The 16,277-nt window shown below is 60.1% G+C and carries 14 protein-coding genes; 6 read left to right on the top strand and 8 right to left on the bottom strand.

Annotation, left to right across the window (positions count from 1 at the left end; genetic code table 11):
• Positions 1 to 56 precede the first annotated feature (56 nt).
• The 6 genes from AC1DCM_RS02650 to AC1DCM_RS02675 all read left to right on the top strand — a co-directional run bounded on the left by AC1DCM_RS02650 (position 57) and on the right by AC1DCM_RS02675 (position 6,077).
• On the top strand, positions 57 to 1,205 hold the full coding sequence (locus AC1DCM_RS02650) for an acetate/propionate family kinase (protein WP_477517176.1): 1,149 nt from the start codon (positions 57 to 59) through the stop codon (positions 1,203 to 1,205).
• 13 nt (positions 1,206 to 1,218) lie between these two features.
• A complete protein-coding gene (locus AC1DCM_RS02655) occupies positions 1,219 to 3,648 on the top strand; it encodes a phosphoketolase family protein (protein WP_477517177.1) in 2,430 nt (809 codons plus the stop codon).
• Between the two features lie 149 nt (positions 3,649 to 3,797).
• A complete protein-coding gene (locus AC1DCM_RS02660; protein ID WP_477517178.1) occupies positions 3,798 to 4,169 on the top strand; it encodes a DUF1003 domain-containing protein in 372 nt (123 codons plus the stop codon).
• A 61-nt stretch (positions 4,170 to 4,230) separates the two neighbouring features.
• Positions 4,231 to 4,725: a MarR family winged helix-turn-helix transcriptional regulator gene (locus AC1DCM_RS02665; RefSeq protein WP_442005491.1), complete on the top strand. Its 495-nt coding sequence runs from the start codon at positions 4,231 to 4,233 to the stop codon at positions 4,723 to 4,725.
• 117 nt (positions 4,726 to 4,842) lie between these two features.
• A complete protein-coding gene (locus AC1DCM_RS02670) occupies positions 4,843 to 5,649 on the top strand; it encodes an MBL fold metallo-hydrolase (RefSeq protein WP_442005490.1) in 807 nt (268 codons plus the stop codon).
• Positions 5,640 to 6,077 (top strand): nuclear transport factor 2 family protein, encoded by a 438-nt coding sequence (locus AC1DCM_RS02675; RefSeq protein WP_477517179.1) that lies wholly within the window; start codon positions 5,640 to 5,642, stop codon positions 6,075 to 6,077. The genes AC1DCM_RS02670 and AC1DCM_RS02675 overlap by 10 nt, the downstream gene beginning before the upstream one ends.
• Before the next feature lie 134 nt (positions 6,078 to 6,211).
• Here the strand turns inward: AC1DCM_RS02675 and AC1DCM_RS02680 are convergent, their stop codons facing one another.
• The 8 genes from AC1DCM_RS02680 to AC1DCM_RS02715 form a co-directional block, all read right to left on the bottom strand.
• A complete protein-coding gene (locus AC1DCM_RS02680; RefSeq protein ID WP_477517180.1) occupies positions 6,212 to 7,534 on the bottom strand; it encodes an NtaA/DmoA family FMN-dependent monooxygenase in 1,323 nt (440 codons plus the stop codon).
• 71 nt (positions 7,535 to 7,605) lie between these two features.
• On the bottom strand, positions 7,606 to 8,571 hold the full coding sequence (locus AC1DCM_RS02685) for an alpha/beta hydrolase (protein ID WP_477517181.1): 966 nt from the start codon (positions 8,569 to 8,571) through the stop codon (positions 7,606 to 7,608).
• Between the two features lie 10 nt (positions 8,572 to 8,581).
• On the bottom strand, positions 8,582 to 9,343 hold the full coding sequence (locus tag AC1DCM_RS02690; RefSeq protein ID WP_442005486.1) for an SDR family NAD(P)-dependent oxidoreductase: 762 nt from the start codon (positions 9,341 to 9,343) through the stop codon (positions 8,582 to 8,584).
• A gap of 63 nt (positions 9,344 to 9,406) precedes the next feature.
• A complete protein-coding gene (locus tag AC1DCM_RS02695; protein ID WP_477517182.1) occupies positions 9,407 to 10,423 on the bottom strand; it encodes an ABC transporter permease in 1,017 nt (338 codons plus the stop codon).
• Positions 10,420 to 11,988: a sugar ABC transporter ATP-binding protein gene (locus tag AC1DCM_RS02700; protein ID WP_442005484.1), complete on the bottom strand. Its 1,569-nt coding sequence runs from the start codon at positions 11,986 to 11,988 to the stop codon at positions 10,420 to 10,422. Before AC1DCM_RS02700 ends, AC1DCM_RS02695 begins: the two co-directional genes overlap by 4 nt.
• A gap of 78 nt (positions 11,989 to 12,066) precedes the next feature.
• The gene (locus AC1DCM_RS02705) at positions 12,067 to 13,164 is read right to left on the bottom strand and encodes a sugar ABC transporter substrate-binding protein (RefSeq protein WP_442005483.1); all 1,098 of its coding nucleotides are present in this window, start codon (positions 13,162 to 13,164) and stop codon (positions 12,067 to 12,069) included.
• 147 nt (positions 13,165 to 13,311) lie between these two features.
• Complete coding sequence (locus AC1DCM_RS02710; RefSeq protein ID WP_477517183.1) at positions 13,312 to 14,397, bottom strand: sugar ABC transporter substrate-binding protein; 1,086 nt, start codon at positions 14,395 to 14,397, stop codon at positions 13,312 to 13,314.
• Between the two features lie 350 nt (positions 14,398 to 14,747).
• The gene (locus tag AC1DCM_RS02715; protein ID WP_442005481.1) at positions 14,748 to 16,199 is read right to left on the bottom strand and encodes an MFS transporter; all 1,452 of its coding nucleotides are present in this window, start codon (positions 16,197 to 16,199) and stop codon (positions 14,748 to 14,750) included.
• Positions 16,200 to 16,277 lie beyond the last annotated feature (78 nt).

Here is a 16,277-nt window from a genome sequence, read left to right on the forward strand (position 1 = left end):
GGTCCTCAGCAGAGAGTGCTTGACCTTTCACCGAAGATCGACGGGAAGGACATGAGGTGCACGTTCTTGTGCTGAACCCCGGCTCGTCGTCACTGAAGTACCACTTGAGGGACACCAGGGTCCCGACGGGAAACAACAGCATCCTGGCTTCCGGACAAGTCAACTGGCCGCCGGATCACCGTTTCGATGCCGCCCGCCTCCACGGCGTTTTTGACGAAATCGTTACGGCTGTGGCCAACAGCCTGGATTCAGGTACTCCGGATTCAGTCGGGCATCGTGTGGTCCACGGCGGCGACCGCTTCAGCACCCCTGCACTTGTCACGCCAGACGTTGTAAGGGTTATTGAGGGGCTCAGCCCGCTGGCGCCGCTTCACAATCCTGCCAGCGCCGCGTGCATGAACACTGCGCAAGAGCGTTGGCCGGGCGTTCCACAGGTGGCCGTCTTCGACACCGCTTTCCACCGGTCCATACCGGAGTTCGCCGCCCGCTATGCCATTCCGGAAGACAGCTATGTGGAACACCCCATCAGGCGCTTCGGATTTCATGGCATATCCGTGGAGATGGCCTGCCGTGACACTGCGTCCTACCTCGGGGTGGACGGTTCCTCGTTGAATGCGATTGTGGCGCATATCGGAAACGGGGCCTCAGTCACTGCCGTGAGGGGAGGTCAGAGCGTTGACACCTCCATGGGAATGACACCGCTGGAGGGACTCATCATGGGAACCCGCTGCGGTGATCTGGACCCTTCCATCATCCTGTTGATGCAACGTGCCGGAGCGTCGGCCGACGACGTCGATGAGGTGCTCAACCACAGATCAGGCCTCCGGGCATTGGCCGGGACCGCGGACATGCGTGAGGTCTGCGCGGCTGCAACGAGGAGAGAACCCAAGGCGATTCTCGCCCTCGAAACGGCTGCCTATCGTTTGGCCAAGTACGTAGCGGCGTACTCCATGGTGGTTCAAAAGCCCGACGCTTTGGTATTCACAGGTGGGGTGGGCGAGAACTCCGATGTGTTCAGGTCGCAGGTCCTCTCGTGGCTGGCCCCCTTGGGATTGCGCATCGCGGAGGACAGGAATTCGACCCCAGTGGAAGGCATCCGTGGAGTCAGCTCCGATGACTCGTCATTTCCTGTGCTGGTGGTGCCAAGCGACGAGGAACGGGCCATAGCTGAAGCAACTGCATCACTCCTCGGTGGACATAGTTAGGAAGGAACGCGGCATGACGCAACGCACTCAAGACAGCCACCCAGGTTCGCAGTCGGAAAGCGAAGACTTCGAACTGCTCAACAAGTACTGGGCAGCAGCGAACTACCTGACTGTTGCACAGATCTATCTCCAGGAAAATCCGCTGCTCCGCGAGCCATTGCAAGCCCAGCACATCAAGCCCAGACTTCTGGGCCATTGGGGGACCAGTCCCGGGTTGTCTCTCATTTACGCCCACCTGAATCGCCTCATCCGTCGCACGAGTGCGGAAGTCCTCTTGGTGACGGGCCCCGGTCACGGAGGCCCCGCCGTCGTCGCCAACACATATCTCGAAGGCAGCTATTCCGAGGTCTATCCCGCTGTTGGCAGGGATCTTGCAGGGCTGAGACGACTTGTCAGGCAGTTTTCGACGCCGGGCGGGATCGCGAGCCATGTCGGACCGGCCACGCCTGGTTCCATTCACGAAGGCGGTGAATTGGGGTATTCGCTGATGCATGCCACAGGTGCGGCAATGGACAACCCCGGCCTGATCGTTGCGTGTGTGGTGGGGGACGGGGAGGCAGAAACCGGGCCGTTGGAGGGTTCCTGGAAGGCGCCGTCGTTTCTTAATCCGCTGAGCGACGGCGCTGTGCTTCCGATTCTCCACCTCAACGGCTACAAGATCTCGGGGCCTACTGTCTTGGGACGGCGCTCGAACCTGGAGGTGGCGTCGTTGCTCGAAGCGCATGGCTGGGAGCCTGTGATCGTCGACGGGGATGATCCTGGTCTTGTCCATCCAGCATTGGCATCAGCCATGGACTCGGCCTATGCAGCCATCCGGGCGATACAGTCACATGCCCGCCTGGAAGGCGTTACGGGGCCGGCCCGATGGCCAGCCATTATCCTGCGGACACCCAAAGGCTGGACCGGGCCGGCAACCGTTGATGGGGTCCCCGTCGAAGGTACTTTCCGTTCACATCAGGTCCCTCTCGCCGGAGTGCGGGAAAAGCCGGAGCACTTGGCACAACTGGAAACCTGGATGCGCTCCTACCGGCCCGAGGAGCTGTTCGACGCCGATGGCCGGCTTGTCGCCGAACTGTCGGCGCTGGCTCCCGACGGCGATCTGCGCATGGGCGCGCTGCCGGCCAGCCGCGGCGTGGGTGGCACGGATCTCGTGGTTCCGCCCATAGAAAAGTACGCTGTGGAGACCCTGCCCCGAGGCCAAAAAATGTACCAAAGCACAAAGCCGCTGGGGGAGATGCTCCGGGACATCTATATTGACACTGCCGAGGATCCCAGATTCCGGCTTTTCTGCCCGGACGAAACCAACAGCAACAGGCTCGGTGCCGTCTTTGAAGCCACAGACCGTTGCCTTCTGGAGCCGGATGCCAGTGTGGCTGCCCCACCTGGCGGCGACCATGTTTCCGCTAATGGACGCGTCATGGAAGTCCTCTCCGAACATCTCTGCCAAGGATGGCTGGAAGGATACGTCCTTACTGGCAGGTACGGCTTGTTCGCGAGCTACGAGGCGTTTGCAATGGTGAGTGCGTCCATGACAGTCCAGCACGCCAAATGGCTCCAACATTCGCGGGACCTGGAGTGGCGACGGCCTGTGCCGAGCCTGAATATCCTCCTGACCTCTACCTGCTGGCGGAACGACCACAACGGTTTCAGCCATCAGGGTCCGGGACTCATCGACACGGTTTTGTCACTGTCCGGCACTGTCATACGGGTCTACCTTCCACCGGATGCCAACACCCTGCTGGTCACAGCGGAACACATGCTCAAAAGCAAGAACTATGTGAACCTTGCTGTCATCGACAAGCAGGACCACCCGCAGTATTTGACCCTCGACGAGGCCAGGAAGCACGCCGCCGTCGGTGCATCCGTATGGGACTGGGCGGGGAACGAAGTGTCCCTGGGGTCTTCGAAGGACGTTGCGAAACCCGACATCATCCTGGCCTGTGCGGGGGATGTTCCGACCCAGGAGACCCTGGCAGCGGCATGGCTGCTCCGGCGCCATGTTCCCGATCTGACTGTCAGGGTGGTCAACGTCATGGACGCCATGGTCCTACCGCCTCCGGACACGCATCCGCATGGGCTTTCCAGTGAGAAATTTGAAGAGATCTTTACTGGTGACGTGGATGTGGTGATGGCATGGCACGGGTATGCACGGGCCCTCCATCAGCTCCTGCATGGTCGCCCGCTGCCTGAGAGGTTCCACGTCCGCGGATACAACGAGCAGGGTACTACGACCACACCGTTTGACATGGTGGTCCTGAACAAAGTCAGCCGCTATCACCTCGTCATGGAATCACTTCGCCGTTCCCGCGGACATTTCGCGGGTGCAGAAGAACTCCTGGAACACTGCCGCAACCAGCTCGACGCCCACGCTGCACATATACGCGAACACTTCGAGGACCTCCCTGAAATCCGCGACTGGGTATGGACGGAGCCGGATTCCTAAAGGAGCTCGATCTCCTCGTGCCGAATGTCCGAATGCAGGGCAGCAGACCCTACGCTGGGTTCATGAGTGAGAGACCGGCTACCTGGCATAGGCAGCATAAAGCAGGTTTGAGCCGGGGCGAGCGCGCAGCGGATATCCTTCGGAATGGCATGGGTAGTTGGATTTTCGTATCGCTGTTCGTTGCATTTATGGCTGCTTGGGCTGCTATCAACACATTTGTCTTTACGTCACATGCATGGGATCCATATCCATTCATCCTTCTGAACCTCTTCCTGTCCATGCTGGCTGGGCTTCAGGGCGCAATATTGCTGATAGCTGCAAAGCGGCAAGACGCCATCGCAGCAGCTATGGCCTTGCATGACTATGAAACGGACGTGCAGGCAAAAACCGAGATCGATCGGCTGATGGCAATCAACAGCCAACAACTGGAACTTCTTGAGGAACTGAGGGCCCTGTTGTTGCGGCCCAGAACGTCGGGAGGCGACGGCGACTGGGAGCCGGGGCAAGCCGCGGAAGAGTAATCTCAATGGCCCCAGCAAGTTGCCGGTATCTCTAGCCGTACCCCACGTTTAGTGTTGGAGGGTGGAAGTACAGGGAGAACTTAAGACTGCTCAAGAGGCCGCCAATGATCCTCGTATCCTGGTTTTCGGGCGTTTGCTTGGTGCTGCTAACCGGCTGGAGTATTTGCTTGGTCGATCCTTGGAGCAGGAGGCGGGGGTCAGTCACTCACTGTTCGAACTCCTTCTCTTAGTGGGCCGTGCTGGTGACACGGGAATGCCTGTGCGCGATATTGCGCAAGCCAGGGTGCTGACCTCGGGTGGTGCTACCCGGCTGGTTCAGCGGGCATCGGCGCAGGGTTTGATCGAGCGCAGGGGTTCCATGGATGATCGTCGCGTCCAGCTGATCCACCTCACCCCTCATGGAGAGCAAGTCCTCCTTCGGGCCGCTGCCCTGCATGCCCGAAACGTGGAACGCTATGTCATCGATCCGTTGCCTGTTGATCAGGCAGAGGTCTTTGCGACAGCTATCCGGACGCTGAGTAAGAACGCCGCGAAAGAACTGCCGACCATGCCGTGATCACCGGTCGGTGCGCGGGAGGGGAATAGCTGACTAGTCAGCTTTGTTACTGGCTATGGGTGGTACCAAGCCGCCTGCCTGGACGTTCCGTGCTGTACACGAGAAGGAGCACCACCCATGTCGCTTAACTTCGAAGTCTTCGATCTGGACTTTCCCGCCGGTTCACCCAATAAGTCAGCCACTCTGGTCACAGGTCCCACCGGAGCGTTGCTTATTGATGCCGGCTTCACCCGGGCAGACGGACACCGGTTGGTGGCCGCCATTCTCGACTCCGGGAAGGTCCTGACCACGGTCTTTGTAAGCCACGCCGACCCGGATTTCTATTTCGGCCTGGAAGCTATCGCTGAGGCGTTTCCCCATGCGGCCATCGTCGCCACTCCGATCGTGATCGAGCACATCCGCGACTCCTTCGAAGGCAAGCTCAAGGCGTGGGCCACGCTGGGAGCGAACCTGCCAACGCGATTGGTCCCGATCACCCCGCTCGTCGGTGATTTCCTTGAGCTGGATGGTTACAGATTCGACGTCAGGGGAGGTTCGACCCTGCTGCCGGACCGGCATTATCTGTGGAACGCCGATTACCAGGCCGTCGTTGGTGGGGTCCTGGTGTTCCAGCAGGAACATGTCTGGACCGCCGATACCGCGACGCCGGAACAGCGGGCTGCCTGGATCGACATGCTCGATGAGATGCAATCGCTGGAGCCTCAGTTGGTCGTCGCCGGACACCGGCTCCCTGGGACCGCAAACGATGCGAGCGGCATTGATTTCACCCGCAAGTATCTGCAGGACTTCGAGCGCATTCTCGACAGTTCCCCCGATGGTGCTTCGGCAACAGCGGCGCTCGTTGAAAGCTATCCGGAATCGGGAATGCTGATCGCGGCACAAATTGGACCCAAGGTGGCCAAAGGTGAGATGACGTGGGGCTGAACGAGACGATGGACCCTGGGACGTCCATGGCGCCGCGTGACGTTGTCCGCCGGCAGTACATTGCCTCAGCGGCCGGTGACCTCGAGGCGCTTCGTGCCACGATGGCGCCCGATGTCGAATGGACTGAAATGGCGGGGTTTCCCCTTGCGGGAACCTATCGCACACCGCAGGGTGTCACGTCCAACGTCATGGAAGTACTCGTACGCGACTGGGACGGTTGGACCGCTCACGATGACAACTACGTCGTCGATGGTGAGAACGTCGTCGTCCTCGCACGATACACAGCAACGCACCGTAAAACCGGGCGGAAGCTCAATGTCCGGGTAGCGCACCACTTCATTGTCCGCGGGGGTCTCATCGTGCGCTTCGAGCAGTTCGTCGACACCGCGAAAGTCGCCGAAGCCGCCAGCGGCGAGGGGGACAATTGACGATTGCGACCGGCAACCGACTAGTCCAGCGGGTCGCCGTCTTCCTTCTACCAGAACAGGCCGTATTGGTCGATGGCGTTGCCGTATTAGCCGATGTCGCCCGCTATCCCGAGCCAGGTCACGTTTGATTCACGTCACTTCGTGACGCGCGGATCGACTCCATATTGGGCCGGAACGCCAAGATGTTCGCGCAGGGTTGTGCCGTTATATTCCCGGTGGAATAGCCCGCGATCCTGGAGGATTGGCACGACGCCATCGACGAAGGCGTCAATCCCGTCCTCGTATATGTCCGGCGACACCCAGAAGCCGTCCACAGCTTCTGCTTCGAACCATTCCTGCATGTGGTCAGCGGCTCCGGCGGCCGGTCCGACGACGACGGGGTGGTAGTCGATCACACCGTGCGCGAGCACATCGCGGACCGTCCAGCCTTCACTAGCGATCCTGAGTGCATTAGCCGAGCGAGGGTCGCCCGCTGATGGCCGCGCCTTGGACAGTTGCTCCTGCGATAGTGGCTCGTCGAGCTGTGCCGGATCGAGGCCCAGGCCGAGCATCTGTCCAAGATAGGACGCGCGCTGAGGAAAGATTCGCCCACTCAGCGTAATTCGGCGATCAAGACCTTCGCGCTTGTCCTTGGCGATCGTCGTCATCAGGCCGGCAAAGAATTTGAGCTCGTCCGGATCCCGCCCGGCGCGTTCGGCCGCTTCACGAAACGCGGCGCGCTGCGCACGCGCATCGTTGATAGTGAAAGCTGCGCCGATGACGCCGCTGGCGTAACGACCGGCGAGTTCGAGGGCGTTCGCACTGCCTCCCGCGTGGAAGACAACRGGTTGACCCTGCTCGGATGGAGGGATGTACAGCGGACCACGCGAGGCGACGAAATTGCCACCCATATTGATGGGTGCGATCTGGTCGGCGTCCGCGAAGCGGCCCGTTGCCTTATCGTGCATCCACGCTGTCTTTCCCCAGCTGCCCCAAAGAGACTGTACTAACTGGATCGTCTCATGCGCCCTCCCGTAGCGTTCCGGGCTTGATAGCACTCTTTGGCCATAATTTGCCGCGACATCTTGTCCGCTCGAGGTGACGGCATTCCAACCCGTCCGCCCATGACTCATGACATCCAGCGCCTTGAACTGTCGGGCGAGGTTGAACGGCTCGTTGAACGTCGTCGAGCCGGTGGCGACGAGGCCAATCCGGCTCGTTTCGCGAGCGACAGCTGCCAACGTCACCATGACGTCGAGATTGAAGTGGGGCGGCTCGTTCTCAATATCGCCGACGTGAGTGGGGCCATCCGGTAGGAACAGGAACTGGAGCTTCCCGCGCTCGGCGGCCTGTGCATGGCGAACCTTCGCGTCAAAACTCGTATAGCTCCTGGGGTCTACTGCCGGGGCGCGCCAGGCCCCAGGCAGGTTGCCGTATCCGTTGCCCAGATGCATGCCGACAATCATTTGTCTGGTCATGATCTCTTCTTTCTGTGCGCAGATTGGGCTTGCCGACGGTCCTGTTCCGGCCCAGTTCGCCCAGGTTCCGGCTATTGCGCGTCCGCAGTATCGGGATGGTCGCGAAAAATCCACCTCAGCGTCTCCGGGAGGACTGCGCCACCGTGCAGGAGCGAGTGTCCGCCCTCGCCATACACGAATTTGGCATCGTAGCGTCGATACTCAAGGGCTGCGAACATGTCGTGGTTGGCGATCGGAATACTGCCGAAAATGACGTCAAGATCCCGGGCTCCAGTTTGTAGCCAGACCCGGATTGGCTTTCGTGGGTTCTGCCGGATTGCCGAGGGATGATTGTGGCCGCCCCGGATATTGATGAAGCTGCCGCAATGGGAGATGATGTTGCCGAAGACGTCAGGACGTGCCCAGGCTGCGGTGAACGCACAATTGCCGCCCGAGCTGATGCCTACAAGCACTCGATCCCGGGGAACTGTGGAGACATTGAGATGCCCAATGGCATCCGGAAGGAATTCGTCCGTGAGGAATCTGGCATAGTCGCCGTTGACGGAGTCGTACTCGATGCTGCGGTTGTCCGTTCCACCAAAGTGGGGATATCCCGGGCCTTGCTCGCCTGCTTCAATGAATATGGCCACCGTAACCGGGATCTCGCCCCTGTTGATGAGGTTGTCCAGGACGATATCCGCGCTGGCCTTCGGTGCCAGATACAGATTGGCATCCTGAAAAATGGCAAGGGCTGCGGGCTTGTCTGGCGTGTATTGAGCAGGGACGTAGAGGTAGTAGCTCCGTTCCACGCCAGGGTAAACGCTTCGCCCTGTGTGGCGTCCCTTTGTCAGCGTGCCTTGAGGGGTCCCTGACTGTCGTTCGGAATCTGGACCTGGCGAATAGATCGGCTTAGTGTCGTCGGCGAGGACATAGGCAGAAGCATCCTTGCCAGAGATTGTGAGGTCATCCTGGTAGTCGTTTTCCTGCCGGTAATCAGCATCCGGGGTCTGGCCATTGTCATCAGTCACGCGTGGTTCGGTGTCCGGGGAGTGCGTCATCGTGATCCTTTCAGTGAGAGGTGAACCCGCCGTCGATGACGAGTTCCGTTCCAGTGATGAACTTGGCCTCATCCGATGCGAGGTAGAGCATGCCATACGCGATGTCGGATGCTTCCCCCGCGTGGGGCGGCAAAGGAACGGTTTCAGGGTTGGCCAGCGATTCCCTTGTGAGCCCGTAGCCACGGGTCAGGCCGGTGTCGACCGGACCGGGATGCACTGAATTCACCCGGATGTTGTCCTTTGCAAACCACTGGGCAGTGTGTTTTGTCAGGGAGCGGACTGCCCCCTTCGAAGCGGAGTAGGCTGCACTGCCGCCATCCGAGGCGCCACCCACAATGCCAGCGATCGATGACACGTTCACGATGGAACCGGCCCCCGCGGCCTGCATGGCGGGAATGACGCTCTTCATTCCCAGCCAAGGTCCGGTGACATTGATGGCCATCACCTTATTCCAGTCGTCAAGCTCGGCTTCGAGAACACCCTTCGCCATGGCAATTCCGGCGTTGTTGATCAGGATGTCGATCGTGCCCCACTCGGCGAGTACGTCCTCGACTACACGCTTCCAGTCCTCAGCGGAGGAAACATCGTGCGTGCGTGCAATGGCCTCGCCTCCGTTTTCGGTGACTTCCCGGACGGCCTGTCGCAGTGCCTCTGCGGAGATGTCGGTGGCCGCTACCCGCGCCCCCTCGGCTACGAAGAGCTTGAGGGCGGAGAGGCCCATTCCGCTGGCTGCGCCCGTGATGACGGCGACCTTGCCGGCCAATCGTGACATGTCATCTTCCTTCCCTGATGGTTGATCTGCGAGCAGATATTGCGGACGCGGATATGAGACAGCTCAGGCTTCTCCTGACCGCTTCCGAGACCGTGTGTAGGCGTCCAGCGAGACGGCGGCGAGCACGATCACACCAAGGGCCACCTCTTGTGTTGCCCGCGGAAATGCAAGGATGTCAAAGACGTTGTTGATAGTCCCAAAGATCAGGATGCCGACGAGTGTTCGCCACATGGCGCCTTCTCCGCCGAGCAATGAAGTTCCGCCGATGATGACGATCGCGATCGAGTTAAGCGTGACTCCAACGGCCACGCCTGGCTGTCCGACGCCGATGACCGACCCCAGGACGATCCCCGCGAGGGTTGCCAGCATCGCTGTCAGCACGTAGGTACTGGCCCGGAGGGACACCACGGGCAGTCCGGCCAACCGTGCGGCTTCGTTGTTGCCGCCGATCGCGTAGATGCCCCGGCCGTACACGGTTCTGGAAAGTGCGAACCATCCTGCCGCTACGAGGACAGCAAGCAGCCAGACGGAGAGCGGCGCCCCCAGGAAGTCCTTGTCCGAGAGGAAGTCGTAGCCGCCTGCTGCCATGGGAACCGGTTTGGAGTTCGTGAACAGCAAGGTCAGCCCGCTGAACAATGAGGCTGTAGCGAGAGTAGCGATGAACGCGTTTACTTTCGCTTTTGTGATGAGGAGGGCATTGATCAGGCCAAGAAGGAATCCGATCACCAGCGTGATGAGTATCGCCAGACCCGCAGGCATCATGTGGGACAGCGTTGCGTATGACACTCCGCCGATGGCCAGTACAGCGGCCACCGAAAGGTCGAAACCTCCGGCGATAATAATGAACGTCATCCCTACAGCGATAATGCCGACAGGTGCGTTTTGGGTCAGGATGTTGACGAGGTTTCCTGGGTTGAGGAAGCGAGGATTGAGGCTGATCGCCGTCATCACGAGGATGATGAGCACCCAGACCATCCCGAGGCTCGCTGCTCTCTCCCGCAGATTGACTCTTCTCTTTCTTGTGACAGGGGGAGCAACGGTGTTATCCGGGGTGGTGTCCCTGTCGATGGTGGCGCTCATGCGTTCTCCTTCAATCCGAAAGCAGCTTTCAGTACGTCTTCCATGGCGATCTCTTGATCGCCGTTTCGCTCCAGCAAGCCCATGCTTTGGCCCTTGGCGACGACGAGTACACGGTCCGAAACCGCCAGTACTTCCTCGAGCTCGGATGAGACCACGATGACGCCGACGCCGTCGTCCGCCATTTTGCGCAGGCTCTCAAGCAACTCGCCTTTTGCGCCGATGTCTATACCGCGTGTGGGCTCGTCAGCGAGGAGCACTTTCGGGCGGTCGTACAACCACCGTGCCATCAAGAGCTTCTGTTGGTTGCCGCCGGAAAACCGGTCGCTCCGTTCACCCAGCCGGGCTATCGGGAAGTTCAGCTTTGAGGCAGCCTCGGCAACCATGGCACGCAGTTTCCTTCGCCCAATTACGCCGCCTGATGAGGCTGCGCCAAGATTGGACAGGGCAATGTTGTCCGCGGCATTTCGGGGCATAACCAGGCCCTGGCCCTTACGGTCTTCCGGGATCAGACCGATTCCCAGCTTGCGGGCCGCGCGAACTGTTCGCGGCCAGGGGGACTGGGCCCCCGACAGGCGGATGCTTCCCCGGGCAGTCGATTCCGCGCCGGCAATCGCCCTCAGCAACGTCGAGCGGCCCGAACCTACCAGACCGGCAATGCCGAGTATTTCGCCTGGCTTCACTTCAAGGTCGATGTTCTCGATGACCCCCGGCACAGTAAGACCGACCACTTCAAGGACGGGCGCGAGAGCCGGGTCAATCGATTTCTGGTGGATGCCGGCCGGCTTGTCCATCAGCACCCGGCCAAGGGTTTGGTCACCTCGCTGCTCGCCAAGCATCGCGCGCACGAGTTCGGCGCGCGAACTCTCTCCCCGCCCGCTCGTGACGATGGCCCGGCCATTCCGGAATACCGTGACTCTGTCGGCCAGCCGTTCGATTTCATCGAAGTTGTGACTGACAATCACGATGGTGACGCCGCGCTTGCGCAATCCTTCGATCGCTCTATACAGGGCTTCCCGCTCCTCCACGGCCAGGGACGCGCTCGGCTCATCGAAGAGGATGACGCGAGGATCCACCACCAGCGACCGCATGATCTCAAGCAATTGCTGCTCGGCCACTGACAGGGTGCCGACGGGCACGCCAGCCGGAACGACCTGGACCTCCAGCTGGGCACACAGCTGGACGTATTTGCGTCGCATCTCAGCGGCGGAGAGTACTCCGAACCGGGACAGGACGGAGCCGAGAAAAACGTTCGCTGCTGCATCCATATGCGGGATGATCGTCAGTTCCTGATAGATGGCCGAGACACCGCTCCGGCGTGCAGCGCGAAGGTTCCCCGGTTCAACTTGTTCACCGAAGACTTCGACGACACCCCCGTCATAGTCGACGCGACCGGCGATAGCGCCCAACGCCGTGGACTTGCCCGCTCCGTTCTCGCCGATCAGTGCATGTACCGTTCCTTCATGGATCTCAACGTCCACATCGATTAATGCGCGTGTGGCACCGTAGGTCTTCGACACCGCTTTAAGTGCGACGGCGATAACCGGGTCCGATTTCGAAGGCTCCATTGCCAGTTCTACTTTCTATGTTGGGCTGGGCGGCGTTCGAGCGAACGACGCCCAGCCCCGGGCTGGTGAGCTGCCGCGCTAGCGTAGCTCGGCGGGCAGTTGTGAAATCGTTTCCTTTGTAACTACGAAGGGATTCTTTGCAGTGCCAATGACCGAGTCATCCACAAAGCGTGTGCCGGCGTCCCCGCGTTGCGCAGCGGCAATGGAGTTGAGGTTTGCCTTCATTTGGTTGAAAGGGAACAGCATTGTGGAGAGCTGGACCGTACCGGCCTCCAATTGTTGGATCTGGAACTTGCCGAAGCCGATGTCCACGACGTGAACCTTCTCCGACAGGCCCGCGTCTTTTTCGGCCTGGATGACGCCCTGTGTGAGGTCGGGCGAGGACGCGGACATGATGAGGGTGGTTTCAGGATGGCCCTGCAGGTAGGTCTGGGTCTTGTTGTAGGCGTCGGTCGTCGTCCAGTCCGTGTAGATCGTCTCGACCGAGTAGTCGGGGTTGTCGGCCGTGAGCTTTGCCAGTGCTGCTTCTGTGACGCGGGTCTGGGTGTTGACCGCGGGGCCAAGAACAGCAATGACCTTCTGCTTGCCGGGGTTGGCCTTTGCTGCTGCCGCCAACCAGCCGTCGACATAATCGCGGGTGGTGTTGCTGCCCACGAAGTTCAATGTGCCTGGCGCCCAGACGTCGTCAACGGACTTGCCGGCCTGGTTTTTGCCGTCGTCGCACAGGGGTGAGCCCGAAATGGACGTAAGGATATTGGCCTTTGCGAAGTCATGCGTGAGCAGCTTGCAGGACATCACGCCGTCGAGGGCCATTACTACTGCTGCATCGAAGTTTCCGGAGGTCATCGCAGTCTGCATTTGGTTGAGCTGCTTGTTCGGGTCATAGCCTGCGTCGAACAAGGTCATGTCCATACCAAGTTCCTTGGCGGTCGCGTTCGCTGCCCGCTCCTGCTCCAGCCCGAACTCATTGGCAACACCCGGGATAAAAACGGCGACCTTAAGGCCCTTGCCGGTCTTCAAGTTGACCGTCATGTCATTGCCGACATCGATTGCGACCGTGCCGGCCGGGCCCTGACTGCCCGGTTTACCGGTGTCGTTCCCGGCGCAACCGGCCAAGGCCAGCAGCACCGCCGTAGATCCAGCAGCCCACATGACCAGCGACTTCGTTGTACGCATAATTCTCCTGATTACCTCGTGCCCGGCGCCGAAGACGGCCCGGGTGCATGTGATGTGTCGCGAAGCTTCATTGCTTCGCGCTCTTGATAGGGGCGGCCGGCGTTATGGTGTACGCCCCGACAGCGGTCCTCCAGGCGATCTGCGCGGCTAGCGTAGTTCGGCGGGAAGCTGGGAGATCGTGCCATTCGTGATGGTGAAAGGGCTGCTTGCAGTGCCGATGACCGAGTCATCCACAAAACGAGGGCCCGCATCTCCGCGTTGAGCCGCAGCGATGCTTTCCAGGGATACCTTTATGCCGTTGTAAGGGAAGAACAGCGTTGAGAACTGGATATTTCCCGCCTCAATCTGTTCGATTGAGAAGTCGCCGAAACCCTGGTCAACAATGTGGACCTTTCCAAGAAGGCCTGCGTCTTCTACGGCCTTGACGATTCCCTGTGAAATATCCGGCGTGTACATGGACAGGATGAGGCTGGTGTCCGCGTGGCCTTGCAGGTAAGTCTGGGTCTCATTGAACGTGCCGGTAGTCGTGTAATCGGTGTAGATCTTATCCACCGTGTACTCGGGGTTCTCCTGAGCGAACTTCGCCAGGGCAACCTCAATCACGCGCGTTTGGGCAGCGACCGCAGGACCAAGAACGGCGACGACGTTCTGCTTACCAGGGTTCGCTTTTGCTGCCGCGGAGAACCAACCGTCGATGTAAGCGCGGGTGTTGTTGCTGCCTACAAAGTTCATCGTGCCCGGCGCCCAGACCTCCTCAACTGACTTACCCGTCTGATTTGTACCGTAATCGCATAATGGGGTGACGTTGTTCACCACAAGAATGTTGGCCTTGGGGTAATCCTCGGTGAGGGTTTTGCAGACTACTGTGCCGTCGAGGGCCTGCACGACTGCTGCGTCATAGCCCCCGGATACGAGCGCGGTCTGCATTTGGTTGAGTTGTTGGCTCGGGTTATAGCCGCCGTCGAACAATGTCATGTCCATGCCGAGCTGCTTGGCCGTCTCCTTTGCGGCAAGCTCCTGCGCCTGGCCGTAGGCATTGGCGACGCCCGGGATAAAAACGGCGACCTTGAGGTTGGGGCTTGTCTTCAGGTTGACCTTCATATTGTTGCCGACATCGATTGCGACAGTGTCAGCGGGGCCTTGGCTGCTCGGGCTTTGCGCGCAACCAGCCAGGGCCAGCAGCACCGCCGTCGAGCCTGCCGTCAACATGATTCGCGACTTCATTGTTCGCATTTTTCTCCTCGCGTTTCGTCGCACGCTGTGATGCGTGCGTCCCCCGGGGCCCATGCATCCGGCCGGCGCCATTGACGGCCGAATGTTGGCGGGCTCTCCCACTTGTAGGTCATCCAGACCTCATATCCGTCGGCTTTGCTGATCATCCGACGCTGATGCACACCATCGGAGGCTAGCCAGAGGATCTGGTTGTCGATCGTCACGGCGTCAACCAACCCAGTTCGGACAGCCCGGCCATTGATTCTTATTTGCACCGTCTCCCCGGTAAGGGGAAGCCAGTCATCTTGCTTGTGGTACGTCATCTGACCTCCGTCCTTGTGATGAGCCGCCTGGAGCAGCTGCAGGTTCTGTTAGTGGCTAACAGCATGGACCTTCGTGGGATCGGTCTCTGTGTCGACTGCATGCAGATCGGTGATGCGCTTGGGTGCCAGCACCGCCCAGATGAGTACGAAAGCAGCAATAATCACGGCCGATGCGATGTAGATGCCAGCAAACGTTGCCTGCGGAATGAATCCGTCGGGGCCGGGAATCAGCACGTTCAAGATAACTGCGACTGCAATCATCGCTCCAACGAACTGGATGATGTTTTGCATGCCAACGGTCGTTGCCATGTTGTCCTGGCGGCCGGCGGCTGCAACGAGGGTGTATCCAGTGGTCAGGCAGCTGAGGATCGTGAGTGCGTAGAGGAAGACCCACAACCACGACAACCAGACTTGGCCTTGGGCCAGGGCGAGCCCGAGGAAGACAAGGACCGCAGCCGATCCGGAAATGACCAGAACCGTCTTCGGTCCCAGGCGCCGCAGACCCCACCGGGTCCAGAGGTATCCCAGCGCAGCTCCGGGAATCATGGCCAACAATACGTACGAGGAATCCAGTGCAGAGAGGCCATGGCCGTACCCGGAGGAGGCCGGCGTCTGCAGCCATGCCGGCAGCACGATAAATATGCCCTGTCCTACCAAGCTGATCAAGAGGATTCCGGAGTAACCGATGAGGGTCTGGCGGATATCCATGTTGCGGAATGACACCAGGGGCTCCTGGGTGCGTCGCTGCTGAACGATCCAAGCAGCCAATGTCACTGCGCTCAGCAGGAATGAACCCAGCACCAACGGTGATGTCCAGCCCTGGCCGGGCCCTTCAGCAATTCCGATCAGGAGTGCCGTGACCCAAACGCCCAGCCCCAGCGCGCCGAACCAGTCCAGCTGAACAACGGCGCGGGCTGCCACGGGCGTTTCAGGTGACATCAGGGCGAGGATCAGCATCACTGCATACAAAGCGAAAGTCACCCAAAAGACGGTCTCCCAGGGCAAACCCAATCCAACGATCAGGCCGCCGGCAATCAGTGCGAGCGGTACGAGGACCGCCATCACCGTCGAAAGCACCAGGGAGACCAGTCGGATTTGGCGGGCGGTAGCCCGTGGACGCAGCAAACCCCAGCTAAGCGGAATCGTGACAGCGAGGCCCATCAGGAACCGGCCGGCGACCAGAGGCAAGAAGCCATGGACGGTGGCACCCAGGGCGCATCCCAACAGTGCCAGGACTATTAGCGTGATGAGAACTTTACGATGCCCGAAAATGTCACCCATCCGGGCGGTCAGGCTAACGGAGATCACGCTCCCCATCATCAGAGCGTTAAGGACCCAGCCGATCTCCGAACCCGTTAGTCCTGACTCGGTCGCAATCACCCCAATGAGCGGAGCGAGGATTCCGTACTGGATGTCAAGTGTTATGCCGCTCAGCAGGAGCAGGGCAATTATTGCTGTGCTTTGGCCGGTGCGGGACTCGACCAATGTTGTTTGTGTCATCTTTGACTACCTTTTGTTGATATCCAGCAGTCGCTGGTGTCGTTCCTGACCGCGGAGAACCCTGCTTCTTTGCCGGGC

This window comes from Paenarthrobacter sp. 10N417 (genome assembly GCF_056394745.1).